22 protein-coding genes and 1 riboswitch are annotated in these 25856 nt (G+C 55.3%); of the genes, 4 read left to right on the top strand and 18 right to left on the bottom strand.

What is annotated here, in order from left to right; genetic code table 11:
- The first annotated feature begins 1 nt into the window (after position 1).
- Complete coding sequence (locus tag AC0TNJ_RS17700; protein ID WP_473771868.1) at positions 2-1132, top strand: Gfo/Idh/MocA family protein; 1131 nt, start codon at positions 2-4, stop codon at positions 1130-1132.
- Here the strand turns inward: AC0TNJ_RS17700 and AC0TNJ_RS17695 are convergent.
- The 8 genes from AC0TNJ_RS17695 to AC0TNJ_RS17660 form a co-directional block, all read right to left on the bottom strand.
- Complete coding sequence (locus AC0TNJ_RS17695; protein ID WP_473771867.1) at positions 1129-1902, bottom strand: ABC transporter ATP-binding protein; 774 nt, start codon at positions 1900-1902, stop codon at positions 1129-1131. The two genes, AC0TNJ_RS17700 and AC0TNJ_RS17695, sit on opposite strands and share 4 nt — an antisense overlap.
- Positions 1899-2900, bottom strand: a complete 1002-nt coding sequence (locus AC0TNJ_RS17690; protein ID WP_473771866.1) for a FecCD family ABC transporter permease — start codon at positions 2898-2900, stop codon at positions 1899-1901. Before AC0TNJ_RS17690 ends, AC0TNJ_RS17695 begins: the two co-directional genes overlap by 4 nt.
- Positions 2893-3732 carry an ABC transporter substrate-binding protein gene (locus AC0TNJ_RS17685; RefSeq protein WP_473771865.1) on the bottom strand — a complete coding sequence of 280 codons (840 nt, stop codon included), beginning with the start codon at positions 3730-3732 and terminating at the stop codon, positions 2893-2895. The genes AC0TNJ_RS17690 and AC0TNJ_RS17685 overlap by 8 nt, the downstream gene beginning before the upstream one ends.
- A 13-nt stretch (positions 3733-3745) precedes the next feature.
- Positions 3746-5611: a TonB-dependent receptor domain-containing protein gene (locus AC0TNJ_RS17680; protein ID WP_473771864.1), complete on the bottom strand. Its 1866-nt coding sequence runs from the start codon at positions 5609-5611 to the stop codon at positions 3746-3748.
- A 150-nt stretch (positions 5612-5761) separates the two neighbouring features.
- A riboswitch (cobalamin riboswitch) is annotated at positions 5762-5984 on the bottom strand.
- Between the two features lie 108 nt (positions 5985-6092).
- Positions 6093-7205, bottom strand: coding sequence for an ABC transporter permease (locus AC0TNJ_RS17675; protein WP_122000473.1), 1113 nt, complete (start codon positions 7203-7205; stop codon positions 6093-6095).
- A gap of 1 nt (position 7206) precedes the next feature.
- Positions 7207-9987: a ribosome-associated ATPase/putative transporter RbbA gene (gene rbbA / locus AC0TNJ_RS17670; protein ID WP_473771863.1), complete on the bottom strand. Its 2781-nt coding sequence runs from the start codon at positions 9985-9987 to the stop codon at positions 7207-7209.
- Positions 9984-11051 carry an HlyD family secretion protein gene (locus tag AC0TNJ_RS17665; RefSeq protein ID WP_473771862.1) on the bottom strand — a complete coding sequence of 356 codons (1068 nt, stop codon included), beginning with the start codon at positions 11049-11051 and terminating at the stop codon, positions 9984-9986. Before AC0TNJ_RS17665 ends, rbbA begins: the two co-directional genes overlap by 4 nt.
- 651 nt (positions 11052-11702) lie before the next feature.
- Positions 11703-12896, bottom strand: a complete 1194-nt coding sequence (locus AC0TNJ_RS17660; RefSeq protein WP_473771861.1) for a glycoside hydrolase family 10-like protein — start codon at positions 12894-12896, stop codon at positions 11703-11705.
- A gap of 94 nt (positions 12897-12990) precedes the next feature.
- On the opposite strand from AC0TNJ_RS17660, the gene AC0TNJ_RS17655 reads away from it, so the two are divergent.
- Positions 12991-13434 (top strand): universal stress protein, encoded by a 444-nt coding sequence (locus AC0TNJ_RS17655; protein ID WP_473769569.1) that lies wholly within the window; start codon positions 12991-12993, stop codon positions 13432-13434.
- Between the two features lie 38 nt (positions 13435-13472).
- Here AC0TNJ_RS17655 and AC0TNJ_RS17650 read toward each other — a convergent pair whose 3' ends face one another.
- The 4 genes from AC0TNJ_RS17650 to AC0TNJ_RS17635 all read right to left on the bottom strand — a co-directional run bounded on the left by AC0TNJ_RS17650 (position 13473) and on the right by AC0TNJ_RS17635 (position 16884).
- Positions 13473-13907 (bottom strand): pyridoxamine 5'-phosphate oxidase family protein, encoded by a 435-nt coding sequence (locus tag AC0TNJ_RS17650; protein ID WP_473769570.1) that lies wholly within the window; start codon positions 13905-13907, stop codon positions 13473-13475.
- A 95-nt stretch (positions 13908-14002) separates the two neighbouring features.
- Positions 14003-14929 carry a PhzF family phenazine biosynthesis protein gene (locus AC0TNJ_RS17645; RefSeq protein WP_473769571.1) on the bottom strand — a complete coding sequence of 309 codons (927 nt, stop codon included), beginning with the start codon at positions 14927-14929 and terminating at the stop codon, positions 14003-14005.
- A gap of 131 nt (positions 14930-15060) precedes the next feature.
- The gene (locus tag AC0TNJ_RS17640; protein ID WP_473771860.1) at positions 15061-15771 is read right to left on the bottom strand and encodes an NUDIX hydrolase; all 711 of its coding nucleotides are present in this window, start codon (positions 15769-15771) and stop codon (positions 15061-15063) included.
- Between the two features lie 3 nt (positions 15772-15774).
- On the bottom strand, positions 15775-16884 hold the full coding sequence (locus AC0TNJ_RS17635) for an endonuclease/exonuclease/phosphatase family protein (RefSeq protein WP_473771859.1): 1110 nt from the start codon (positions 16882-16884) through the stop codon (positions 15775-15777).
- A gap of 135 nt (positions 16885-17019) precedes the next feature.
- Between AC0TNJ_RS17635 and AC0TNJ_RS17630 the strand changes: the two genes are divergently transcribed.
- Positions 17020-17439 (top strand): BA14K family protein, encoded by a 420-nt coding sequence (locus AC0TNJ_RS17630; protein ID WP_473771934.1) that lies wholly within the window; start codon positions 17020-17022, stop codon positions 17437-17439.
- A gap of 39 nt (positions 17440-17478) precedes the next feature.
- Here the strand turns inward: AC0TNJ_RS17630 and AC0TNJ_RS17625 are convergent, their stop codons facing one another.
- From AC0TNJ_RS17625 to AC0TNJ_RS17605, 5 genes are all read right to left on the bottom strand, one after another.
- Entirely contained in the window at positions 17479-18711 is a 1233-nt protein-coding gene (locus tag AC0TNJ_RS17625; RefSeq protein ID WP_473771858.1) for an aminotransferase-like domain-containing protein, read from the bottom strand.
- A gap of 304 nt (positions 18712-19015) precedes the next feature.
- On the bottom strand, positions 19016-20035 hold the full coding sequence (gene ilvC / locus AC0TNJ_RS17620) for a ketol-acid reductoisomerase (protein WP_473771857.1): 1020 nt from the start codon (positions 20033-20035) through the stop codon (positions 19016-19018).
- A gap of 56 nt (positions 20036-20091) precedes the next feature.
- Positions 20092-20733, bottom strand: a complete 642-nt coding sequence (locus tag AC0TNJ_RS17615; protein WP_122000463.1) for a TetR/AcrR family transcriptional regulator — start codon at positions 20731-20733, stop codon at positions 20092-20094.
- A 204-nt stretch (positions 20734-20937) separates the two neighbouring features.
- Positions 20938-22893: a potassium transporter Kup gene (locus AC0TNJ_RS17610; RefSeq protein WP_122000462.1), complete on the bottom strand. Its 1956-nt coding sequence runs from the start codon at positions 22891-22893 to the stop codon at positions 20938-20940.
- Positions 22894-23262: 369 nt separating this feature from the next.
- The gene (locus AC0TNJ_RS17605) at positions 23263-24000 is read right to left on the bottom strand and encodes a pyridoxine 5'-phosphate synthase (RefSeq protein WP_473771856.1); all 738 of its coding nucleotides are present in this window, start codon (positions 23998-24000) and stop codon (positions 23263-23265) included.
- Between the two features lie 312 nt (positions 24001-24312).
- Here AC0TNJ_RS17605 and AC0TNJ_RS17600 point away from each other — a divergent pair, with 312 nt between their 5' ends.
- A complete protein-coding gene (locus AC0TNJ_RS17600; RefSeq protein ID WP_473771855.1) occupies positions 24313-24711 on the top strand; it encodes a SpoIIAA family protein in 399 nt (132 codons plus the stop codon).
- Here AC0TNJ_RS17600 and AC0TNJ_RS17595 read toward each other — a convergent pair whose 3' ends face one another.
- The gene (locus AC0TNJ_RS17595; RefSeq protein ID WP_010659776.1) at positions 24712-25833 is read right to left on the bottom strand and encodes an ATP-dependent DNA helicase; all 1122 of its coding nucleotides are present in this window, start codon (positions 25831-25833) and stop codon (positions 24712-24714) included. It lies immediately after the preceding gene.
- Between the last annotated feature and the right edge of the window lie 23 nt (positions 25834-25856).

The raw sequence follows: 25856 nt of genomic DNA, 5'->3' as shown, positions 1-25856 counted from the left end.
GATGGCTGACAAGGCTGAGCTAGTGGTAACAGGTTTGATCGGCTCCGGTTTCATGGGCAAGACGCACGCCCTTGCACTGGCAAACGTCAACCGCGTCTTTGACTTACCGGTTGATGTCCAGCTTCATACATTAGCCGACGTAAATTCTGAAACAGCGGCAAAAGCCGCAAGACAACTGGGATTTGCGAATGCCACCGGCGATTGGCGAATGCTGATCTCCAACCCGGATATCAATCTCATCGACATCACAACGCCAAACCGTTTTCATAAAGAAATGGCGCTTGCCGCCATTGAGGCGGGCAAACACGTCTATTGCGAAAAGCCGCTTGCGCCAACCGCCACCGAATGCCTCGAAATGACGCTTGCGGCGGAAAGAATGGGCATTCAGACAGCCGTTGGCTTCAACTATCTGAAAAACCCGATGATAAAATTGGCCAGAGAGATCATCGACAGCGGTGAACTGGGCGAAATCCGCAATTTTCGCGGCATCCATGCAGAAGACTTCATGGCCGATGCTCGCATTCCCTGGACATGGAGGCTTGATCCGGCGGGCGGCGGCGGTGCGCTAGCCGATATCGGCAGCCATATTATCGCTGCTGCACGCTATCTCGTTGGACCGATCAAAGCCGTTATGGGGGATGCCGTCACAATCATCGGCGAGCGCCCGGATAGCTCCAACCTTTCGCAGATGAAACCCGTTGAGGTGGACGATGCTGCTCGTGCCTTCGTACGTTTCGAAAACGGAGCGACCGGCACACTGGAGGCAAGCTGGATCGCGAGCGGCCGCAAGATGCAGCACGACTTTGAGATTTCCGGATCGAAAGGGTCGCTGTTCTTTTCGCAAGAGCGCTTCAATGAACTCGATCTGTTTCTTTTCTCCGACAAGAAAGGACAACAAGGCTTCCGTAAGATTTTCGCCGGGCCTGAACACGAACCATACGGATCATTTTGCGTGGCAGGCGGCCACCAGATCGGCTTCAATGACCTGAAGACAATCGAAGTCCGCGACTTCCTGCTTGCCATTGCAGGGCAGAAGAACAACCATGCCGACTTCCGCGAAGGTTATGAAGTCCAGAAGACGGTCGAAACGATCTATGCTTCGTCCCGCGAACGCCAGTGGAAAAATATCTAGCCTATACGGGAGGTGGGATGGACGATGAACTCGCCATCCACAGTCATGATTTTTGCCCTAATTCCGTAGACATCGTGCAGCAGTTGCGGCGTGAGCACTTCCATCGGCGCTCCGTCCGCAACGATACGTCCCTTGTCGAGCAGAATAAGCCGCGTGCAGTGCTGTGCCGCAAGGCTCAACTCATGCAATGAAGCAACAACGGTCTTTCCCTCCTTGGCGAGTGCGGCAAAACTTTCCATCAATCCAAGCTGGTGCGAGGGATCGAGCCCCGCCACCGGTTCATCGGCAAGTATTACGGGCGTATCCTGCGCCAAAACACGCGCAATCAAGACACGCGCGCGTTCACCACCGGAAAGCTCCATCGCCGACCTTTCCCGAAATCGGGTAACGTCCATGCGCTGCATCGCATTCTCGATAAGCGTTTCGTCTTGCGTACTCAGGCTCGCAAAAACCGGCTTCGATGCTGAGCGCCCCAACGAAACGAGCATTTCCACGGATACTGGCCACGCCACATCACGTTCCTGTGGCAGATAGGCAAGGATCTGCGCTTTTGTCGAAGCGCTCATCTGGCGAACGTCATCGCCATCAAGGGAAATTTCGCCCCGCGAAGCCACAAGTCCCAGAATGGCGCGCAACAATGTCGTTTTCCCGGCACCGTTGGGTCCGATCAGTCCGATGAATTCACCACCATGAATATCGAAACTTGCCTTGTTGAGTGCCACCTTGCCGCCAAGCGTAACGGAAAGATTTTTTACCGAAAGCGCTGTCATATGAGTTGCCTCCGGTATTTAAACACCAGCCAAAGAAAGAATGGCGCACCGATGATCGCGGTCAGGACGCCCAGTTTCAGTTCCCGTCCTGGCATGACAATGCGCACCAAGATGTCCGCCGCCAACAACAATGCGGCGCCGCCCAGTCCGCTGGCAACCAGCAATCGCGAGGGGCGCGCACCAACCAGCGGACGTAAAAGATGCGGGACCACCAGTCCCACAAAACCAATTGCACCGGCAACAGCAGTGGAAGCGCCCACGCAAGCTGCGGTTCCCAGCACCGCAAAGAGCTGCACGCGAGCCAGATTGACGCCCATCGTGGCCGCAGCATCCGCACCCAATGTCAAACTGTCCAACGACCGACCGAGCGCCAGCAGCAACGCCCAGCCAATCAGGATAAACGGCGCGGCGAGAACCACATGGGTCATTGATCTGTCGGCCAGCGATCCCAGCATCCAGAAGACGATTTCCATTGCAGCAAATGGATTGGGCGAAAGGTTGAGCGCCAGCGCCGTCAATGCACCGGCAAGGCTCGTTACCGCGACGCCAGCCAGTATGACGGCGAGCGTACCGGCATTGCGCCCTGCCAGAAGCTTGACGAGAAACACCGAGACAAAAGCGCCTGCCAATGCGAGCAGCGGCAAGGCCAGCGGAAACAGAAGCGACAGGCCGCTATAGATAGCGATGACAGCACCAAATGACGCGGAGGCGCTCACCCCCAGCAAACCGGGCTCTGCGAGCGGGTTCCGCAAATAGCCCTGCAAGGCAGCACCGGACAATCCAAGCGAAGCTCCGATAAGGAGGGCGAGCAATGCCCGGGGCAGACGAATTTCGCGCATGACCAGTACGATCATTTCGCTGTCATTGCCGAACAGTGCCTTGAGACTGTCGGCAATACTGATAGCAGCGGGGCCCGTCAGCAAAGAAACCACGAAAAGCAAAGCCACGAGCAGGGCGAGCCCGACCAGCAGAAGATAGAAGCGGTTACGTTCAGTCACGCGCTGCCTCCGCGAGTTCTGCCACGGCTTCAACGCTGAATGGCCCACCGCACACGGTCAGATTATCTGCTATCGTCACCGCCCTCACCTGTTTTTCCAAAGCCCGTAATGCCGGGTGCTCGAAGTTCTCGAAAGCCAGCGCAGGCGCACGATCTCTGGAACTGCGCACCAGAATGTCCGGCTTCTCAAGCACCAGTTTTTCCAGCGATAGCGGAGCAGAACCACTGACGCCTGCCTTGTCGGCCAGATTATCAAGCCCGGCAAGGCGCACAGCTTCATCGACCAGCGTTCCCCGGCCTGATGTGTAACTATTGGCATAATAAAGTGCGACCGTCTTGCGGCGAGCCGGAGGCAGAATTGCCGCCAAGACAGCTTTCATTTTATCGATTTCCCTGCGCGCTTCCACCTGTCTTCCAAGCAGCTCGCCCATGCGACGCAGATGATCTTCTATATCGCCGAATGAGCGGGCGGGCGCGAACTCTTCCACACGAACGCCAAGCCTCCGCAATAGTCCAACCGTTGCCCTCGATGAGAAGGTTCCCGCCAGCACAAGATCAGGTTTCATCAGAAAGACTTCCTCCGCCTGCGCGTGGTTGACTGGCATCTTACGGGCTTTCGCAGCCATGACGGACAGCTCCGGGTCCTGCGACAAGTACGAAACCGATTCTAGCTGCCCCTCATCTGCCAGCAGCAATGCCAGCTGATCGGTACATACGTTGATGGAAACGACGCGTTGGGGATTTTCCGCCGCGTCTGCTGGATTTCGAGCAAAAAGGGCCAGCCCCGCCGCGAGGCAGAAGCTGGTGATCCATTGTGCGGATGCCCTTTTCATTCTCTGTTCAGCCTCAGAAATTCCGGGTCAATCCGATATTGATGGTACGTCCCGGTGCAATATAGCCAGAGCTGGTCTGATAATCCTTGTCAAAGATATTCTCGACCGAGAACTTCAACTGCGATTGGCTGTCGATGGAATAAAGTGCCACGAAATCAGCGGTCACATAGTCTCCCAGCTTCTTGTTATTCGCAGCATCGGCATAGCGCGAACCGCCATAAATCAATCTTGCCGTCAGATCGAGCTTTTCAATCGGCATAAAGTTGATCTCGGCCACAGCCTTGAAACGTTCACGATAAGGAAGGTCCCTACCTGTATCCTCATCGACTGGCTGTTTGAGATCGATCGAGCCCTTGACGCCCCAGCGATCATCAAAACGGTGCGCCAGCGTTGCCTCGAATCCGGTAACTTTCGCACTGGCGATATTGTAAGGCAGATAGGACGGCGCCGTGCTCATGATCGCATCGCGCAGCCAGGTCTGGTAGAACGCCATATCGAGACTGGTCGAAGCCGTAGCCTGCCAGTTCAAGCCGACTTCATAGGATCGGGACTTTTCCGGTTTCAGATCGGGATTGGCGAAACCAGGATAATAAAGTTCGTTGAACGTCGGGGCCCGAAAACCCGTGGCATAGGATGACCGCAAAACTAGATCCGGCAGAACTTCATAGCTCGTACCGAGATTGTAGGTCACGACATCACCAAACTGACCGTTGTGGTCGTAACGCAGTCCGCTATCGACGCGTAGCGCCTCGTATTCCAGCGAGTACTGGCCGAATATGGCAGCCAGATCGCGACTGGTTTCATCATAGGCAACCGTGGTGTTGATCTCCTCCCGATAGGCTTCCACACCAGCAGTCACGATATGGTTGGCATTGCCTGTGTCGAAACTCTTCTCGGTCGACGCAAAGACCCCATAACGCTTGGTTTCAAACCGGTCAGACCCGTTCACGCCCTTGCGGAAATTACGACTGCTGTCGATGCCGGTGCTAAACTCCAGCGTAGACGACCAATCCGCTGAATGATCGATGCGCGTTCCAAGCTTGCCGGTAAATGCCGTGCTGTCGGCCTGGTTCGGAGATGGTGCCTTGGCATCATATTGGTTCCGTCCCCGGCTGAAGAGACCGTCGGCATAGATTTTGCCCCAGTCGAAATCTTTCGACAGCGCAAAGTTGAACGATCCTTGCAGAAATCCGTCGCGACCCGGCTCATGGCCATAAGCGTCCGGCGTCGTGAAATCATAGCCTTGCGTGCCTGTGATCGCCGCACCAAAAGCATAGTCGATGCCGTCGCTGCTTCGCCCCTGAACGGACCCCGACACATATCCGCCCCAGGGATGGCTGACACCGGTAGAAAGACTGCCGCACCAGGAGCGCTCACCGCAGGCTCCACCTTGCCTGGTGATGATATTGATTACCCCACCCATCGCATCGGCCCCATATTGCGCAGAATGGGCACCCTTTGCGATCTCGATGCGATCGATGGAGCTCAAGGGAATATTCGCAAGCGCTGTGGAACCGGACGTGGCCGATGCCGTGCGTACGCCATTAATCAACACGACCGTATGCTTGGAAGACATGCCGCGCATATAAATATCCGAAGATGACCCCTGCCCGCCATTCGTCTTTATGGAGATGCCGCTATAGGATTTCAGCAAGGATTGCAGATCGGGAGCGGCTGAACGCTCAATGTCCGCTGAATCGATGACCGTCACGGACGATGTCGAGCGCTGGAGCGAAGACGCGCGGCGCAATGGTGTGACCACGATTGTGTCGAGAACCACAACGTCATCGCCGTCCGGCAGATTTTGTGCCGATGCCGTGGATGACAGCGCAAGAATACCGGCTGATGCCAGCAGAACTGATGATTTCAAAAGGTGCATTTTTCCTCAACCCGCCGAACCGGAGATCCGGCTTTTCCTCGCACCGCAGGTTGAAGTGATCGTGGCGCAAAACGCCCTTCTTCCCGACGGCAACATTTCAACAATGTCACCGCCACGGACAGCCGCGCCTGGACACACCCCGTATCCATGCATGGGTGACAGGATACGGCAGGTCTCCTGACTTCCGGGTCATCGCCTTACCTCCGCCTTCCCGATCGCACGCTTGCTTTCAGTGGCTTTCACCGCTTGCGCGGCTGTGGAGGATAGCTCTCCGGTTACAGTTGCGGGGGCAGTCGCGGCATCGGCCAGAATGGCTTCACCGTGTTCCCTTTTCATCCGCCTGAACAGCGGAACCGTTTCCTGAGAACTGCGATAGCAACATGGTTAAGGATTCGCAACTCAACTAAAGCGCAATCCGGCACAGAAAACTGAATCGCATTCGCAAGGAATGGATTCAGCCTCCTGTTTTCAAAGAATTTTCCTATCGCAGAAATGCGCGAAAACGCTGGAGCGCGAAATAGAACAGCACACAACCAATGACGATGAGGGCCAGAAATTGCGGCCAGACGACGCCCAGTCCCGCACCGCGAAACAGGATCGATTGCGCCAGTATGACGAAATGCGTGTTCGGCGCGGCCAGCATGATTGTCTGGATGATCTCGGGCATGCTTTCGCGGGGTGTTGTCCCTCCCGAAAGCACCTGCAGCGGCAAAAGCACCAGCATCAGCAGCATACCGAACTGCGGCATGGAACCAGCCGCCGTTGCCAGAAAAATGCCAAGGCTGGTCGTCGCAAAAAGCTGTAGTGCCGCGCCAACGAGAAACAGCGATATCGACCCATAGATCGGAACGGCCAGCAGGCCCTGCACCACAAAGACCAGCGCAAAAGCAGAAGCAACCAGCACGACCAGCCCCATCGACCATATCTTGCTGACCATGATTTCAACGGGCGTCACCGGCATCACCAATAGATGCTCGATGGTTCCGTGTTCGCGTTCTCGAATAAGGGCGGCACCCGTCAGGATGATCGAGAGCATCGTTACGGATGAAATCACGTTGTTGATCGCGCCGAACCAACCCTTGTTCAAATCCTGATTGAACCGCGCCCTGAGATTGAGTTCCACCGGCGCTTGCGCGCTGCCGCGATAACGATTGAGAAACTCGCTCACCTCACTCGATACAATCGACTGCACATAGCCGCCACCGGTAAAGGCCTGGCTCATCCGGGTCGCATCGACATTGAGCTGGATTGTCGGCGAACGGCCAGCCAGAAGATCGCGCTGGAAATTCGGCGGTATGTTCAGTGCGAATGTATCAAGCCCTTCATCCATCCGGGCATCCATTTCATAGGACGAAATCAGCTTCGGGGGCACGAAATACGGCGGGTAAAAAGCCGTCGTTATCCGGCTCGAAACCGGCGACTGATCTTCATCAACAATCGCTATCGCCGCATTGTTGAGGGTTTCAGGCATCGCCTTGGACGCTGTGTAGATCGCAAGTGTAAAGGCATAAACGATCAGGATCAGCAACATCGGATCACGCGCAAGACCGCGCAGTTCCTTCACGCCAAGCTGGAATATGTTGGATATCCGCATCTTAGCTCGCCTGTTTCTTGAGGAGAACAATGGCGAGCGCCATAAGTACCGGCACCGCTATCACTAGGGGCAGCAACGAACCCGCGAGATCAGCAAACCCCAGTGCCTTGGAGAAAACGCCGCGCGAGATGGTTACAAAATAGGTCGCCGGATAGATTTTGCCGATAAACGCACCCGCGCCTTGCAGCGACGATACGGGATCAATGATACCAGAATACTGTACAGCCGGAATGAGGGTCAGAAGCGCGGTTCCGAAGATCGCGGCTATCTGGCTGTTCATGAAGGTGGACAGAACCAGCCCCATGCCGGTTGCGACTATGACGTAGAGCAGCGCGGCCAACGCATAAGTAGGGAAGCTCCCTGTAAACGGCACCCGGAAAATAAAGACCGCAAAGGCTGTCAGCATCAGGAAATTGAGAAACGCCAATCCGATGTAAGGCAATTGCTTGCCGAACAGAAACTCGAATTTCGTCACCGGCGTCACGTAAAAATTGATGATCGAACCCAGTTCCTTTTCGCGAACGACACTCAGCACTGCCAGCATCGCAGGGATCATGAGAAGCAGCAGCGGAATGACCGCCGGGACCATGGCCACGAGGCTTTGCACATCGGGGTTATACCGGTAGCGTATCTCCAGATTGAAACTGCCGTTGCTCGCCGCGCTGCCATAAAGCTCGCGGGCCTTCTGTGCCAGCCAGCTGGCATGCATGCCCTGGACATAACCTTTGACTGTCTCGGCCCGCGTTGGCATCGCGCCATCGATCCAGGCCGCGACTTCGACCGGGCGTCCGCGCATGACATCTGCGCCGAAATTCGGCGGTATCTCGATAGCCAAACTGATCTCGCCATCACGCATCCGCCGGTCCAGATCGTCGTAGTCGGTCAAGGGAGGCTGTTCGGAAAAATAGCGCGAACCGGCGATCTGCTGCGTATAATCGCGGCTGATCGTCGTATCGTCACGGTCCAACACCGCAAACTTCAAATCCTCGACATCCAGATTGATCCCATAGCCGATAACGAACATCAGGATAACGCTGCCGAGGATCGCCAGCGTAGCGCGGATCGGATCACGTTTCAGTTCCAGCGCCTCACGACGCGTGTAGGCCAGCATGCGCCGCAAGTCGGGCAACCAGCTTGAAGCTTTCTTTGGAAGCAGTTCATCTATCTCTGCAGTTTGATCCGGCAGTGCTGCTGGCGCTTGCACGGGCTGCTCTGTCTCGCCAATCGCATCCTGAAGATAGGCGACGAAGGCCTCCTCCAAAGTTTCCGCATGGCGACTTTCCGTAATCGCCTTCGGCGTATCGCTGATCAAAACCCTACCAGCGTGCATCAGCGAAATCCGGTCGCAAAGTTCGGCTTCATTCATAAAGTGGGTAGAAACGAAGATCGTCACATTGTCCTTCCGCGACAGATCGCCGAGGATTTGCCAGAAGGCATCACGTGCCACCGGGTCCACACCAGATGTGGGTTCATCCAGAATGAGAATGTCGGGCGAATGGATCAAGGCCACAGCCAATGACAGGCGCTGGCGGATGCCAAGCGGCATAGCATCCGGCAACGCATCCATGACACCGGTTAGGTCCAGACGCTCGCTCAACTCCTTGATACGCAGTTCGGTCAATACCGGCTCCATACCGAAGAGCTTGGCATGAAGTTCCAGATTTTGACGAACCGTCAGTTCCGAATAGAGTGAGAATGCTTGCGTCATGTAGCCGACACGGCGACGTATATCGATATCCTTGGGGTCGACTTCGCGCCCGAACAGTTTCGCTGACCCTTCACTGGCAGGCAGCAACCCGGTCAGCACCTTCATTGTTGTGGTCTTGCCGCAACCATTGGAGCCCAAAAAACCGAAGATTTCACCGCGCGCGATGCGAAAACTTACATCATTCACCGCAGTGAAATTGCCAAACCGAACGGTGACGTGTTCTGCCTCAATGGCGATTTCAGCATTGGCACCGAAATCGCGGTGCGGAATTTCGATCTCCTGATGACCTTTTCGCAATTCTTCCGGCAGAAGCCCGATAAAGGCAGCATCCAGATTTGGCGTGCTGGTGCGCTGCAGTAATTCCTGCGGAGTGCCCGCCGCCAGAATCTGCCCGTCATTCATAGCTACAAGCCAGTCGAAGCGCTCGGCCTCTTCCATATAGGCCGTCGCGACGATGACGCTCATTCCCGGACGATCCTTGCGAATATCGTCAATCAGCTCCCAGAACTGGCGTCGGGACAATGGGTCAACGCCGGTGGTCGGTTCATCGAGAATAAGCAGGTCAGGATCGTGGATGAGCGAGCAACAGAGACTTGTCTTCTGTTTCATGCCGCCTGAAAGCTTGCCAGCCGGACGATCAGCGAAGGGCGACATGCCCGTGCGCCCCAGAAGATCGGCGATACGCCGCTCGCGCTCCTTTCGATTATGCCCGAACAACCGTCCAAAAAAATCGATATTCTCGAAGACCGAAAGCGTGGGGTAGAGGTTCTTCCCGAGCCCTTGCGGCATATAGGCGATGCGCGGATAAGCGAACTGAAGATGCCGCTTGTCCGAAATATCCCCGCCAAGGACTTCTATGCGGCCCTGTTGCATCGTTCGCGCCCCGGCAATCAACGATAGCAGGCTCGATTTTCCCACCCCGTCAGGCCCGATCAGGCCGACCATGCAGCCGGCAGGAATATCAAGATTGACCTCGCGCAGTGCACGCGTTTTTCCGTAGGACAGTCCTACACCTTGCGCCCGGACGACAAAGCTGTCGTCATTAGCGCCAGCTTTGACAGGATCATCCTTCATTGCACGGTTTCCGCAAGATTCTTCGGCCAATCGGCATCGGGATCAAGCTTGACATAGGCCATGCCCGGCAAACCCGTTTTCACCTGCTGTATATATTTTTGGAGAAGTTCTTGCGGAATCTTCGCCTTCACGCGGAACATCAGCTTCTGGCGCTCTTCCTCCGTCTCAACGGTCTTCGGCGTAAACTGGGCCACATCGGCGACAAAGCTGATCTTTGCGGGAATGACATATTGTGGTGCGGCATCGAGAACGATCCGGGCATCTGCGCCCATGGCCACCCGCCCTGCCTGCGCCGTTGGCAGGAAGAAGGTCATATAAACGTCGCTCACGTCTACAAGATTAAGCACCCTGCCACCCGCAGAAAGCACCTCCCCCGGTTGGGCGACGCGGTACTGAACACGTCCCGGCTTCGGCGCTCTCAAAGTGGCGTCGTTAATATCTGCTTCGATGCTTGCGATTGCCGCCTTGGCGGCTTCGACCGATGCCTCAGCATCAACGACCTGTGCCTTTGCAGCACCTATGGCTGCCTCCGTGGCGGCAAGCTGCGCTCTGGCTGCGCCGACAGCCGCTTCTGCGCCCTGCGCGGTCGCGCGGTCATCGTCGAGAACCTGTTGAGATACCGTGCGTGATTGCGTCAACTGCTGAGATCGAACTAGGCGGCGCTGAGCAGCATCCAGTTGCGCTTCGCGCTGTGCCACCGTTGCTTCGGCGGCCGTGTGCTCGGCCTCGCGCTGCGTGACAAGGCTGCGCGCCGTTTCAATACCGATCTCGGCCCGGCGCAACTGTGCTTCCGCCTGCTTGCGCTGGCTTTCCAGTTGATCTGTATCCATGCGTGCAAGAATGTCGTTTTCCTGCACAAAATCACCTTCATCCGCAAGAATTTCGCGAATGCGGCCCGGGCTCTTTGTCGAAATGTCGATTTCAACCGCCTCTATACGCCCATTGCCCTTGGCGATATCGTTCGGCAATCCATCGCCATTAAATGCTTTCCAGGCATAATATCCGCCTGCAGCAAGGACGATAATCGCTCCAGCCAGTATCAATTGCTTGCGATTGAATGCCATATGAACCACCCTTTACCAACGTCGCGTCACAACACCGTCTTCGAACGAAGCATCGGCGAGCGGTCGCTGTCTGCAAGGGTTCATTGTTCCCACCGCCCCGCCTCCGGCATCCGCCGGAACCTTCTGGGAAAATATGGAACTACCTTTTCATTTAGCAACCGGTGAAATTGGGGGAAGCGATTGTGAATCGCAAACTCCCGGCTGGACTTGTTCTAACCACGGTTACGGTTGCCAGCCTTGATCAAGATCAAGACTACTAATGCTTGTCTCCCAAAAGTGGGAACCGATTGTAGGATAAAGACATGCATGAAAACAAAAACTTAAAGCGTGTCATATGACTACGATAAAACGCGACACGCTTTAAAATACTCATTTTCAAAGATTGGGCGCGGGTGCTGGTTTGATGAAACAGAGGGGAGCAACGCCGACAGCACCCGCTGGCTGTCGACAGGCGACGTTGCAGAAAGATCGCGCTCATGCGCTCGACAGATTGATATAGCCGGGGTGCCATTCGAGTAGGGCCTCGGCACCCCGGGTCACCAGCTCTGGTGGAAACCGGCAACGATGGCTGGTTAGCACCCGCTCAAACGAGGCTCTTTGATTTCAATCAAACAAGCGGCAATTCCTGCGGATAATTATCCTTTGCCGTCGTCATTTTCGGCGATCGCACTTGCCCCATGTCTTTTTCAGATAGTCCGACACACCTTTGACTTTGGGATCGGAAAGAAAACCCTGACGAAATAGAATGCTCCCTTTCACTTCCGGCAGGGAATCATTGAGTTCAAGCTGACGTTTGATTTCTGTCACGCCATCGCCAGCCTGCCATCCGGGCTCGAGCGTCGTCCCCGAACCGGCCCGATAAAGTGCCAGGCCGATATAAAGATCGGTCTTTGTCCCCCGAACCGTCTCTGCCCACCATTTGGCGATAGTCCCGTAGGACACCTCCTTGCGGCCAAAAGACCAGTAAATCTGAGGCGCGATATAGTCGATCAGACCTTCCTTGACCCATCGCCGCGTGTCGGCAAAGTCCCCGTCATAATTGGTTTTGCCGGCTTTCGTCGCAGAACCACGCGGATCGTCTGCAACATTGCGCCAAACACCGCTCGGGCTGATGCCAAAACGAACGTTTGGTTTGATAGACTTTATCTTGTCGGAAATTTCCCGCACCAACGTATGAGTGTTGTAGCGACGCCATTCGTATTTACTCGAAAAACGTGTGCCAAACTGCGCATATGATTTGGCGTCATCAAGTTGCGACGATGCCGTTTCGTAGTAGAAATAGTCATCGAACTGGATGCCATCGACATCATATTTCTGCACGACCTCCGCCGTTACATTCGTCACCCACTCGCGAACCGCCGGAATGCCGGGATCGAGAACATAACGATCTGCCGATACGCCAACCCAATCAGGGTGGGTTTTATAAACACTGGCTGGCGACTCCTTCGACGAATTTCGCAACTCCTTGCGCGTTGACGGCTTTGTATCCATCGAAACGCGATAGGGGTTCAGCCATGCATGCAGTTCTATGCCGCGCTTATGCGCTTCCTGAATAGCAAATTTCAGCGGATCAAAGCCCGGATTCTTGCCGAGAGTTCCAGTCAGATAGGAAGACCATGGCAAATAAGATGACTGATAGAGCGCATCGGCAGTCGGTGACACCTGAAAGATGACAGCGTTGATACCATGCTCTGACGCTTCATCGAAAAGCCGCACCAACTCCTGTTTCTGGCGCTTTATACGCTCCGAATCGTCCTCAATGCGGGCTGAACTCCGCGACGGCCAATCGAGGTTGAGAACCGTCGCTATCCAGGTGGCGTGAAATGCGTCACAGTCGAGGGGCATGAAATCGTTCCATCCAAATAACCTGTCCGGCAAGGGTTTGATATGGCGCTTTAACGCACTAGCTTAAAGATGAAAAACCAACAGCGAGAGCAGCATGTACAAGAATATTCTCGTCACGACCGATGGATCGGAGTTTGCGGAGCGTGGTCTCGCCCATGCATTTAAACTGGCGCATAGCGTCGGCGCGAAGGTAACTGTGCTGACCGTCACTGCCCCCTATTCCGTTTCCGGCCTTCCCGGCGGCTGGACCGACAGCCCGGCCTTCATCGAGCGCTTCGAGCAGGAATGGAACGAATACGCCGATAAATCCCTCGCCCGCGCACGCGAATTGGCGAAGGATGCGGAGCTCGAGATTCATACGCTGCATGTGGTCGCCCCGCACCCGGCGACATCCATCATCGAGACCTCCAAAGAATTGCGCAACGATCTCATCGTCATGGCTTCCCATGGACGCCGCGGCCTCAAAGGAATGCTGTTAGGCAGCCAGACCTATGAAGTCCTGACCCGGAGCAACACACCGGTTCTGGTGGTAAAGTAATTCAAAAACGAAACGGCTTGAAATGTCGGCTTATCATTTCAGCCGGTTTGGTGCCCTGTCGCGCTTTCGATATCAACGCGAAAAAAGACGGGTGCAAGTTTGCGTTCGTGCCCGTCTTTCGCAACCGTTTTTGTGTATGCGGGTTCCCACCAGGTAGGCTCCGAAGCCATGAGCGCGACGATCGAGTTCTTCTCGTCTTCGCGTTCGATCTCCCGATATCGACCGTTCAGCACCACGGTGCGCCAGTTGGTCCGGGATTCAATATGATCGAAAAGGATGCAAACGGCATCGTTCTTGCGCAAAGCCTCGGTCTTCTGGCCATCCGTTGTGAAGGAGTAGAGCGAGCCGCCGCTGAACCGGAAACTGAGCGGCACGATAAACGGACGATTGTCGAGAACGTAAGCCAGCCGTCCCAGTTGGGTGTGCTGTATCATGTTCCGGATATCGTATTCCGACATTTCCCTGATCATCATGGCTCACCTCCGCCGTTCGCTTGTCTGCTGACAGGTTAACATAGGGCGGAGTTCCAGCCTTGACCGTAGTCAAATCGCTGGGGGCGGTAATTTTATCAGACGAACATGCGCCCTTCCGCGATCTTGACCGCTGTGCCTCCGATCCGGGCGCCGGTGAGCTGCTGTTTGGCAACGTCCAGTTCAAGACGAATCCGTGAAGGTCGCCCCATTTCCATACCCTGCTCGATCCACCACTGAGAGCTGCCATCAACGGGCTTGTCGTTCTTCTGAATCATACCTGCAAAGGCTGCGGCGGCAGAACCGGTAGCGGGATCTTCATAGACATTGGCACCCGTTACAAACATGCGTGCATGGAAATTGCTGTCGAACAGGATCGTTTCCCGACAATAGACATAAATTGGCAAGGGTCGGCCATCGACATGCGGCAGGCTCTCGTTGACATAGACCGGGTCAATGGACACTTTCGCCGCTGCAATCAGATTATGCACCGGCACAAGCAGATAAGGCGTGCCTGCGCTCCATACAGCTGGCACGTGGTTCTCAAATCCGATCTCATGCGTACCCAGACCGATCGCCGCCGCCGCTTCCTCCTTTTCGATCTTGACGTCGAGGCGCTCTGGCAACCGAGGCAGATCGAATTCGGCAAAAGCGCTATTTTCGCCAAGTATGACACCGCAGCGAACAATACCGACTTTCTCTTCCAGAGCGACGAGCCTGTCCGTTTCATCGCCCGTTGCGCGACGACGGGCCAGGGACACGGCCGCCCCTACCGTTGGATGCCCGGCAAAGGGAAGCTCATAATCAGGCGTGAAGATACGCACCGCTGCTTCATGCGCCGGGTTGCTCGGCGGAAAAATGAACACCGTTTCGGAAAGATTGAACTCGCGTGCGATAGCCTGCATGCTCGTATCGTTCAGACCTTCGCTGTCATGAACGACAGCCAGCGGATTTCCAGCCAGAGCCTTGTCGGCGAAAACGTCGAAAACCTCGTAAAATCTGCCGGAAACTGCGGCGTCACTCATCCCTCATTCTCCCCTCGAACATGCTCATGAGACAGACTGCGAAGATTGTGTCACTTCAATGCTTCGTGCTTCGCATTATTTGCGAGCATAGCCAATTTCGCAGCGCTGTCATCTGCAAGTCTGACCAAGCTTTAGAGATTGTTGAAATGCCAGTCTGCAAAGGCTCGCACATAAGTCGGCGTGGCCTCGCCCATCGCCCCTGCAGCCGTCACCGGCATGATCTCCGACAATTCCGGTTCTGCCTCTGCGGAAAGATGTTGTTCAATCTGCGATACAAGCTCTGCTGACGGCGCATCGAAATAATAACGGCGGAAAAGAGCTACGCTACGGTTGCCGGTCACAAGATTGATTTGCTGCTCTGCTCTGGCATCACGAAGATCGAGACCGGTTTCCTCCCGCACTTCGCGCCACCGGTTGGCGTCGTAATCGACATATCCATCGACAATGTCATTATCATCCACCGAACCAGCCGGAAAATAGACCCTTCCCGCTCCCGCGTTTTGTGCGCTCATACGTCCGGCGATCAAATGTCCTTCACTGGAGACAATCACACCGACACCAAAAATATGCCACGGTCGCGCCTGCGATGCATCGTGCCGCCAGTGCATCAGGGTCTTGAAGCTGGTGCGCTGAAAACCGGCTTGAAATAGGCCCCCGGCCAATTCAGCTTGCGGAGCAAGATAGAACTCGCCATCGAACAATGTTGGTTTCGCAGCCCGCTCGCGTGACCAATTCAGTGCAATCGCTTCGCTATTTTGCTCGGCATACGACAAACGACCGGGCAGAACCCGGACATTGGCCCTGTCGATGACGTAGACGGTATTTTCCAGAACCTGTTCCATCACTCAAACCATATTCAGCGTCACCGCCACCGGACAATGATCGCTTGCTTTCGGGCGATCCCATCCGGTTCGCGGATAACGGTCGACCTGTTGGCCGGGCGGAAAGATCGTCCGCCAAGGCTGCCCGCGCCGGATAATGTTCGGAACCGCCTTTTCGTTCTTCTGCGCCAATGAAGGCGATGCCATGATGTAATCGAGCTGGCAAAGATGGCGCTCCTGTGGCCCGCGTGTGTGATAAAGCGTCCAGCGGTCCATAACAGGCCTGCGATCAACCAGATTGACCGCAAACCCATCTCCTAAAAGCACATCAAGCGCACTTTCTTCTTCAACTGTCTGCGTGAACTGATAGCCGTTCCATTCATCGCCGCCGATGATGATCCGCTCGCGATAGTCATTAAAATCGCCGCAGATCAACCAGCGGCGGTCAGCAACATTGGAGGGCCCGAACTTGTCTTCGATGATACGGCGTATCGCTCGCGCTTCCGCGCGGCGCACCGGCAGAGATGCTGTCCGTCCGTCAAAACCGTTGCGGGCACCCGTCATCGATTTCAGATGTGTCACAAAAAGCGATATGGGCTTTCCTGCAATGCGAATATCCACATTCAGGCAATCACGCTTGAAAATGCGGTCATGAGGTTCAAGGCCCAGCTCGCCAAGGGCAGGTTCATAAAGACCAAAATCATTATAGGTTACATAAGCGTAGCTTGTAACTTCATCGACCTCGATGGGTTGTCCATCCCGTGTCGTGTCACGCATCATAACGGCAACATCGATGCCACGGCTGTCGTTTCCGTCGATCAGATATTTATGCCGGAAGCCATGGCCTATCATCTTGAAAAGATAGCCATACTCGAACGCATTGAGCGCAGCGAGATTGTCCACCTCCTGCAGGCAAAGAATGTCGGCCCGCGTTTCGGCTATAGCAAGGGCCGTCATCTGTCGCGTATCGTCGGCATGCGCGATGGCACGTGCCTGTTCGAGAAGGCGATACTGCGCCTCATCGCTGATTTCGAACAATTGCAAGGTGCGATCCTGATGCAATTCATTGCGAAAGCCGGAAAAATCGAACCGGCGCATCAGATTTTCGACATTGAAAGTAGCTATGGTAAACATCTCTTCGCAATCTCTCCGCTTGCCGGGCGATTGGCAAGAGCATGAACTCCGAAACCAATAAATTTCTGCTGAAACCGTGATTTGGGCATGGAAGATACCCATATATGCGAAGCACAGGAATTGAAGCGAGCCGAGATGATGGGAAAAATTCTGCGCCTGACGATACTGACCGGACTTTGTGTTGCCGGTATTGCGAATGCGGCTTCAGCCGTCGAGCTGCGCAACAGCCAGTATCTTCCCTCATTGAAGCCAAGCGGTCCGTTGATTATCGGCGGCCAGGCGGGAGCCAATCGTACCGATCCGAGCGCCCGCAATTGCTATGGCTCAACGCTTTGCCGGGAAAGCGGAACTTATGTTACCGAGCACGGCGTATTGAATTACAAGAACGGCGACGCTTTGCAATATCGTCGTACAATGCAGCCGCCGACTGCAGGTGCGAGCCCGAGCAGCAACCATATCCAGTGGTGTTCGAACCGCTATCGCAGCTACCGAACATCCGACAATACATACCAGCCACTGGCCGGTCCAAGAACAGGCTGCAATTCGCCTTTCTAGAAAAGAAAAAGCCGGGTCACAGCCCGGCTTTTATGCTGATCAGGCAGCAGCGGATTTTGTGTGGGCGCGTATCAGGCGACCCAGCCGCTTTATGCCTTCATCGATCATTTCGTCATTGGCGCAGGAATAGCTGAGACGCAGCGTGTTGGCTCCGCTGCCATCGGCGAAGAACGCCCTGCCCGGAACGAATGCGACTTTCTCGCTATCGATAGATGCCGCAAGAAGTGCAGCGCCATCCATGCCTTCCGGCAACGTAACCCAGACGAACATGCCGCCCTCTGGCTTCGTCCAGCTTGTGGTCTCCGGCATATACTTCGCCAGCGCCTCGAGCATCTTGTCGCGACGATGCTTATAGACCCTGTGCAGCTTCGCCACCTGGGCATCAAAGCCCCCACTCGCTACGCGCTGAATGGCGATCTGGTTGATGGTGGATGAATGAAGGTCCGCTGCCTGCTTCATCAGAACAAGCTTGCGAATGACCGGCTTTGACGCCACCACATAGCCGACACGCAGACCCGGCGCCAGTGTCTTGGAGAAGGAGCCGCAGTAGATGGTGCGGGTTTTCTCGATATCGCCGCCGTTACGCGCAATGTCGAGCGCCAGGATCGGCGAAATCGCATCGCCATTGTAGCGAAGATACTGGTAGGCTGCATCTTCGATCACCGGAATGTCGAGTTCGTCCGCCTGCGCGAGCAATTTCTCGCGGCCAGCAAGATCGACGGTTTCGCCGGTCGGATTGCTGAAATCAGCAGACAGGTAAGCGAACTTCACCTGTCCGCCAGCTTTTTCCGCTGCCTGCGCATAAGATTCCGGTGTGCGATTGCCCTTGATCGCCAGTATATCGTAATTCGGCTCATATGCGTTGAAAGCCTGAAGCGCACCCAGATAGGTCGGGGCGGTCACGAGCGCCGTATCGGCGGGCGACAGGAACAGCTTGCCGAGATAATCGAGAGCCTGCTGCGAACCCGATGTGATGAACACATTGTCTTCCGTGCAGGGAATGCCGATCTTGGAAAGCTCACCCACCAGCCAGGTACGCAGCGGCTTGTAGCCTTCCGAAATGGAATATTGCAGCGCTGCATTGGCTTCAGGGCCGGTGAGAATGTCCTTATAGGCCGCCTGGAATTCTTCGTGCGGGAAAAGCGCCGGATCAGGAATTCCGCCCGCAAACGAAATAATATCGGGACGTTCCAGAAGCTTCAGCAGTTCGCGGATTTCCGATGCGCGCATACGTTTCGAGCGCGTTGCAAATACATTTTCCCAGTCCAACACGGGAAATCTCCTCAATTAGACTATCCGTACATTTTACGGAACTTGTAATAGCAAAGTCTCCTCAAAACTTGGCTATTGGATATGAAGCTCTAGCGCACTTTGGGGCAGACGAGAACAGCTTTCCCCATGCTTCTATGGAATAAAGATATTCGGAATTGTTTTGGCTCCCAAAGTGCATGAAACGAAAAACCTGGCGCAGATTTTGAGTTCTTTTCGTTCGCGAGGAACACGCAAGCCTTCCTCCGCACCAAGCAATAAAGGGGCGCATGAAACGCCCCCTTACTCGAATTGTGGAAGCCGGAGCTTAGTTGCGAGCCTTGTCGACCAGCTTGTTCTTTTCGATCCACGGCATCATGGCGCGCAGCTTGCCGCCAACTTCTTCGATCTGGTGAGCGTCGTTGAGACGACGGATACCCTTGAAGCGTGCGCCGCCGGCCTTCCACTCCTGCATCCAGTCCGAGGTGAACTTGCCGGTCTGGATGTCCTTCAGGACGCGCTTCATTTCAGCCTTGGTTTCGGCGGTAATGATACGCGGACCAGTGACGTATTCGCCCCACTCGGCGGTGTTCGAGATCGAGTAGTTCATGTTGGCGATGCCGCCTTCGTAGATCAGGTCCACGATCAGCTTCATTTCGTGCAGGCACTCGAAGTAAGCCATTTCCGGCGCATAGCCGGCTTCAACCAGAACTTCGAAACCGGTGCGGATCAGCTCGACAACACCGCCGCAAAGAACTGCCTGTTCGCCGAACAGATCGGTTTCGCACTCTTCCTTGAAGGTGGTTTCGATGACGCCAGAACGGCCGCCGCCGACGCCTGACGCGTAAGAGAGCGCCAGATCATGAGCGTTGCCCGAAGCATCCTGATGAATGGCGATAAGGCACGGAACGCCGCCGCCCTTCTGGTATTCGCCGCGAACCGTATGACCCGGGCCTTTCGGCGCGATCATGACGACGTCAACCGACTTCTTTGGCTCGATGAGGCCGAAATGTACGTTGAGGCCATGGGCGAACGCGATGGCGGCACCATCACGAAGATTCTCGTGAATGTGTTCCTTGTAGATGTCAGCCTGCAGTTCGTCAGGCGTTGCCATCATCATGAGATCGGCCCACTTGGCAGCATCGGCAACGTTCATGACTTCGAAGCCGTCAGCCTGCGCCTTTTTTGCCGTCGCGGAACCTTCACGAAGGGCTACACGCACGTTAGCCGCACCGGAATCCTTGAGGTTGAGCGCATGGGCGCGGCCCTGGCTGCCATAACCGACGATAACCACCTTCTTCGACTTGATCAGGTTAACGTCTGCATCCCGATCGTAGTAAACGCGCATTTCCTTATTCCCTTCGTTCAGATTGTTCTTCGGCTTTCTTGCGTCCGCCGATGTGATTAGGCCCCATAGAGGGCAAAAAACTGCTTGGTGGCCCTCCGGGCATCCCGGATAACCACGTCGTCAGTCAACTCCAGACGGTCGCCAAGCAGCAACCGTATCTGCATGTCCCGAACGACGAGCCCGAAGAACGTGCGAAACGCCTCGTCAACATCGTCGAAAGCAAGCAATCCCGCCTCCTGCCCCATATGGAGAATGGGATTGAGGCGCTTGGCCATGGCCACAGGACCATTCGCCAGCACGATATCGCCAAGCGCCGATTTACCGGATGCCGCATGGCTCACCGCCAGCCGGTTCAGTGCAATTGAGGTCTTTCCCGACAACACCAGCAGCCAGTCGCGCGCGAAATGTTCCAGACTGGAAAACAGGGACTCCGCGTCGAGTTTCTCCCGTGTCAGCGGCACGACGCGGACCTTCGATGCCTGCCATCGAACCATTGCCGTCAGCAGACCGTCACGATCACCAAACCACTTGTAGAGGCTTTCCTTCGAGCAGTTGGCGGCACGTGCAATACTTGCCGTCGTCAAAGCGCGATCCCCGCCTTCCACCAGAAGGCGCAACGCCTGCTCCAGAACATCGTTCTGACGCGGCGAAAGAGCCTGCTGCTTCTGAGCCTGCAATTCGTCGCCTGTATCGGTCACGGAACCTTTTCCTCCAACTTGTACCGTACGGTACGGTTCTTGATTTCATAATTATTGTTCCGCCACAGGTCAAGCATGTTTTCACAAATTGCGGAAACTCGCACTCCCAATTTCGGTCCGCTGAACGCACTAAAAAACGCCCTCCAGATATTGGGGTCTGGAAAGCGTTTTTAGATTTTCGGGGCCGACGTAGATTGTCCCAGGCTAAAGGTTTACCTGCGTTCCAATCTCAACGACACGACCGGTGGGAATCTGGAAATATTCTGTTGCGTCCGATGCCGTTCGAGCGAGCAGGATGAACAGCTTGTCCTGCCAGAGCGGCAGACCGGAGTGAGCGGACGCCTTGAGCGACCGGCGCGACAGGAAGAAGGACGTCGTCATGATGTCGAATTTCCAGCCGAGCTTGCGACAGATACCCAATGCTCGCGGAATGTTCGGCTGTTGCATATAACCGAAGGTGAGCGTTACCTGCATGAATCGCTCATTGTATTGGGACACGCGTGCCCGATCGGCACTTGAAACCCATGGTTTCGAGGCCGTCACAACCGTCAATATGACGTTGTTTTCATGCAGAACCTTATAGTGCTTCAGGCTATGCATAAGTGCGGTCGGAGCGCTTTTCGGATCGCCTGTCAGAAACACGGCCGTACCCGGCACGATGGTCGGCGGACGTTTGGTCATCTGCTGAACGATGAGATCAAGCGGAACTTCGGCCTTGCGGGTCTTGTGAAAGAGGTGACGCGTTCCGCGTACCCAGGTCCACATGATGAGAACGAGTACCACTGCGATACCGATCGACGCCCACCCGCCTTCGTGAACCTTGATGATGTTCGCACTGAAGAACATTATATCGATGATGAGAAAACCCAGAATAATAGGCAAGGCGCGGCTAACCCGCCAATTCCAGATACGGGTCATCACTATATAGAGCAGAACCGTCGTGACCAGCATGTTGCCGGTGACGGCAATGCCATAAGCTGCCGCCAGATTGCTGGATTTTTCGAAGCCGAGCACCAGAATGACCACCGCCAGCCCCAAAAGCAGGTTGACGCGCGGAATATAAATCTGGCCGTGCAGTTTTTCCGAGGTGTGCTGGATTTCGAGGCGCGGAAGAATGTTGAGCTGAACGGCCTGACGCGCCACGGAATACGCACCGGTAATCACCGCCTGGCTCGCGATTACAGTTGCAGCAGTTGCCAGCAAAACCATGGGCAGGAGCGCGAAACTTGGCATCATCTGGAAAAACGGCAGCGCAGCCGCTTCACCGTGAGAAAGAATAAATGCAGCCTGCCCGAAATAATTGAGAAGCAGGCTTGGAAACACAACCCATAGCCATGCCCGCACGATCGGCTTGCGCCCAAAATGCCCGAGATCGGCATAAAGGGCTTCCGCACCGGTCATCGCGAGGAAGACAGCACCCACCGTAATGAATGCGATGCCCGGACTAACCACCAGAAAGCGTACCGCGTAATAGGGATTAAGCGCCACCATTACCGTAGGGTCGTCGAAAATATGCCAAAGGCCGGACGCGGCCAGCGCCAGAAACCACAAGGCCATGATCGGTCCGAAAACGATTGCCACCTTGCCGGTGCCCAATTTCTGGACCGAAAACAGTGTCACAAGAATAACGACAGTGATGGGAACCACAAACGGCGTGAGATCGGGCGCAACAATCTCAAGACCTTCCATCGCCGAAAGAACCGAAATTGCAGGCGTGATGACCGCATCGCCGAAGAACAGCGCCGCTCCGCAAATGCCTGCGCCAAGGATCAGGTCGGGCCTGCCTTTCAGCGCGCTTCTGACAAGAGCCATCAGCGAAAGAATTCCCCCTTCGCCATTATTATCGGCACGCAACACGAACAGGACATACTTGATCGTAACGATCAGCGTCAGCGCCCAGAAAATCAACGAAACAACACCCAGGATGTCGCTGCGGGCAAGAATACCGTCACTTGCCGCCGCATGGAGTGCCTCGCGAAAAGCGTAGATAGGGCTGGTGCCGATGTCACCATAGACGACGCCCAGCGCTCCGAGCACCAGCGTCTTCATGCCCTCATTGTGATGCTCTGCGTCTTCAGCAAAAGCCGCGCTTTCAGGAACACCAACAGCAGGCATAGCGGCCTGTACCGGCGTGTCATTGCCATTTAGCTCACCGCTCATGCGCAGGCACCTCGCAACTTCCTGAAACGGTTTCGGCTGGCGTTAATGGGGGTAGATTTGAGATAATGAAGGTCTTCGCAAAAAGTTGCGGATTGCAGCATCGTGGCCGCATCTTTGCCCAAATCGCTTTTAATCATGGACGTTATGCCGATTGAGCGTAGCAATCTGCCCGAATGCAATAGCTATAGAATTGCCTCGGCGCGGAAAGCGGACGTCGGAAAACTGCTTCAATGCTTCCCTCATACAATCCTGCGCGCCCCCAACGCATATAAATAGTGGCGGACGCCTAAAGCTTGTCTCGTCCGAATGCAAATGCACTTTTTGCAAAGCTCCAATCCGAGCCATGCAATAAGCGCATTGACTGATGCATTATGCCAAGGCTGCGATGTAGCGGCTCACCGTCATCGGCATCCCATACATCAGTGCATCAGCTGTCAATCCATGCCCGATGGAAACTTCGCTCAACTGCGGGATACGTTTCACCAGCGCAGGCAGGTTGTCTACTGTCAGATCATGCCCCGCATTGATAGCTAGTCCCAACGTCGTAGCAACATTTGCAGCTTTTTCCAAACAATCCAGTTCACGCGCTGCAGCCGACGGGTCATCATAAGTTGCGCCATAGGGTCCGGTGTAGAGTTCCACGCGGTCAGCACCAATGGCCTTTGCCTGTTCGTACCCCAGAGGATCGGGATCGGCGAACAATGACACCCGCATTCCACCGGCTTTCAGGCGGGTCACGATCGGCGCCAGAAAATCAGCTTTCGACACGAAATCCCAGCCATGATCCGACGTCGCCTGTGTCGGGTCATCAGGCACAAGCGTCACCTGTTCCGGTTGGTGTTTCTCCACCAGATCAAGGAAGGCCTCGCTCGGAAAGCCTTCAATATTGAACTCGGCTTGCGGGAACTCGTCATCGATCAAAGCCCGTATATCACCGAGATCGGAAAACCGGATGTGCCGCTGATCGGGGCGCGGATGAACGGTCAATCCTGCCGCACCGGCAACCAGAGCGGCGCGCCCCAGACCGGTAACGCTTGGCCACGGCAGATCGCGCCGGTTTCGCAGCATTGCTATGGCATTGAGATTAACCGATAATTTCGCAGGCATTGGAGACTCCCGGATGAATATTCCGCTTTATAACGCCTGCCACGAAAAAATGTGAGTGTTTTGCCGTCGCACCGCAGCCACAATCCCCAATAGCGCAATTGCTTGTAACAAATTGGGTTTGCAGAGTTTTTCCAGTTCACATCAATTTGCGACATGACGCAACCTTTGCCGTTGCTTTGGCGTTTAGAGCGCATCCCGAAAAGTGTGAAACGGTTTTCGGAGAGATGCGCGCCAACAACAATGGGTTAGTGCGCCGATCTGATTCATCAGATCGAAACGCGCTCTAAGTCCGATCAATGATGGAGGTCCATAATGCGAAACGAAGACATACCCGTCATTCGCCGCATTCCAACAAACCGGGACGACGTTTTCGCTTTTGCTATCGAAGGCCATCTTGACGATGCCTCGCTGGAGAACCTTTACGGGCTTCTTGATGCTGCTTACGAAACACACGACGAAGTCGATCTGCTGATCCGCCTCACTGGCTATGAAGGATTCGACTGGACCGCTGCGTTCTCGGAGAGCATGTTGTCCATGCGTGCCAAATCGCTCAAAAAACTTCGCCGCTATGCTATCGTCGGCGGCCCCCTGTGGATACAGGCCAGCATAACTCTCATGCAGCCGTTCCTCTCGATAGAACTCCGGGCATTTGAAGCGGACGAAGAAGAAGAAGCTTGGATATGGCTTGGTGCGAGACCAACCGAAGAATGACTATTTTACGATGGTCAGACGTTCGGCGGCGCGCGTAATGGCCGTATAAAGCCAGCGCTCACGCGTATCGCGAAACGCAAAACTCTCATCAAAAAGCACCACTTCGTCCCATTGGGAACCCTGCGCTTTATGAACGGTCAGGGCGTAGCCATAATCGAAATCGTCATAGCGCTTTTTGGTCTGCCACGGAATTTCGCTGTCGGGATCTTCGAACTGCGCCTTCAACAGCTTGATCTTCGCAACCCCGCGGTCATCGTCCTCGGGCGTTACGAGCAGATTGATGCCGGGTTTCACGGTTTCCTTGGATGATGTCATCACCTTCCAGAGCGATCCGTTCAGAAGCCCCTTGGCAGGATCGTTGCGGAGGCACACCAGCTTGTCGCCAGCCTGCGGATAATCCGCAGTAAAGCCCTTCAACTCCCGCAGGCGCTGATTGTAACGACGCCGGGTCCGATTGGTCCCGACCAGCACCTGATCGGCAGCCAACACCATTTCCTGATTGACATCACCCTTGCCGATAACCTTCGCAGCGCCGTGGTCGCCATAGGGAAGCTCACGCCCCTCGCGCACGTCAAGCGCCATGCGGATGATCGGATTGTCCTGCGCCTGACGATGAATCTCGGTCAGGAGATAATCCGGCTCATGTTCCGTGAAAAACCCGCCGCCGGAAATCGGAGGCAACTGTCCCGGATCGCCAAGGACAAGAATAGGCGTTCCGAAACTCATCAGGTCCCGTCCCAGCGCCTCATCCACCATGGAACATTCGTCCACCACGATCATAGCTGCTTTGGCGACCGGACTCTGCCGGTTAAGCGAGAAGGTCGGCGCGATGGAAGTCTTGCCGGTCGTTTCGTCTTCAATCGCTTCTTCGCCACGCGGGCGATAGATCAGTGAATGAAGCGTGCGGGCATTGCTGGCGCCTTTCGAGCGCAGCACCTGTGCTGCCTTGCCGGTAAAGGCAGCAAACTGCACGTCGCCATCCACATGCTCGGCAAAATAGCGGGCGAGCGTCGTCTTGCCCGTACCCGCATAGCCGAACAATCTGAAAATGGGGCTGCGGCCGTCTTTGAGCCATTGCCCGACCGCTTTCAGCGCCTGATCCTGTTCCGGTGAAAACTGCATGGCTCCTTCAGACAGGATTCGCC

This window comes from Ochrobactrum sp. PL_is483, from assembly GCF_055816855.1.
Note: the sequence above shows the minus strand (reverse complement) of the source record. Positions and strands in the feature narration are given on the sequence as shown.

Bases quoted from the DNA above. Each gene is read 5' to 3' on its own strand.
- AC0TNJ_RS17650 (WP_473769570.1), bottom strand. From the start codon at position 13,907: ATGATGATCAGGGAAATGTCGGAATACGATATCCGGAACATGATACAG.
- AC0TNJ_RS17665 (WP_473771862.1), bottom strand. From the start codon at position 11,051: ATGGCATTCAATCGCAAGCAATTGATACTGGCTGGAGCGATTATCGTC.
- AC0TNJ_RS17700 (WP_473771868.1), top strand. From the start codon at position 2: ATGGCTGACAAGGCTGAGCTAGTGGTAACAGGTTTGATCGGCTCCGGT.
- AC0TNJ_RS17640 (WP_473771860.1), bottom strand. From the start codon at position 15,771: ATGGAACAGGTTCTGGAAAATACCGTCTACGTCATCGACAGGGCCAAT.
- AC0TNJ_RS17695 (WP_473771867.1), bottom strand. From the start codon at position 1,902: ATGACAGCGCTTTCGGTAAAAAATCTTTCCGTTACGCTTGGCGGCAAG.
- AC0TNJ_RS17680 (WP_473771864.1), bottom strand. From the start codon at position 5,611: ATGCACCTTTTGAAATCATCAGTTCTGCTGGCATCAGCCGGTATTCTT.
- AC0TNJ_RS17630 (WP_473771934.1), top strand. From the start codon at position 17,020: ATGATGGGAAAAATTCTGCGCCTGACGATACTGACCGGACTTTGTGTT.
- AC0TNJ_RS17605 (WP_473771856.1), bottom strand. From the start codon at position 24,000: ATGCCTGCGAAATTATCGGTTAATCTCAATGCCATAGCAATGCTGCGA.
- AC0TNJ_RS17595 (WP_010659776.1), bottom strand. From the start codon at position 25,833: ATGCAGTTTTCACCGGAACAGGATCAGGCGCTGAAAGCGGTCGGGCAA.
- AC0TNJ_RS17600 (WP_473771855.1), top strand. From the start codon at position 24,313: ATGCGAAACGAAGACATACCCGTCATTCGCCGCATTCCAACAAACCGG.
- AC0TNJ_RS17685 (WP_473771865.1), bottom strand. From the start codon at position 3,732: ATGAAAAGGGCATCCGCACAATGGATCACCAGCTTCTGCCTCGCGGCG.
- AC0TNJ_RS17610 (WP_122000462.1), bottom strand. From the start codon at position 22,893: ATGAGCGGTGAGCTAAATGGCAATGACACGCCGGTACAGGCCGCTATG.
- AC0TNJ_RS17675 (WP_122000473.1), bottom strand. From the start codon at position 7,205: ATGCGGATATCCAACATATTCCAGCTTGGCGTGAAGGAACTGCGCGGT.
- ilvC (WP_473771857.1), bottom strand. From the start codon at position 20,035: ATGCGCGTTTACTACGATCGGGATGCAGACGTTAACCTGATCAAGTCG.
- AC0TNJ_RS17635 (WP_473771859.1), bottom strand. From the start codon at position 16,884: ATGTTTACCATAGCTACTTTCAATGTCGAAAATCTGATGCGCCGGTTC.
- AC0TNJ_RS17645 (WP_473769571.1), bottom strand. From the start codon at position 14,929: ATGAGTGACGCCGCAGTTTCCGGCAGATTTTACGAGGTTTTCGACGTT.
- AC0TNJ_RS17655 (WP_473769569.1), top strand. From the start codon at position 12,991: ATGTACAAGAATATTCTCGTCACGACCGATGGATCGGAGTTTGCGGAG.
- rbbA (WP_473771863.1), bottom strand. From the start codon at position 9,987: ATGAAGGATGATCCTGTCAAAGCTGGCGCTAATGACGACAGCTTTGTC.
- AC0TNJ_RS17660 (WP_473771861.1), bottom strand. From the start codon at position 12,896: ATGCCCCTCGACTGTGACGCATTTCACGCCACCTGGATAGCGACGGTT.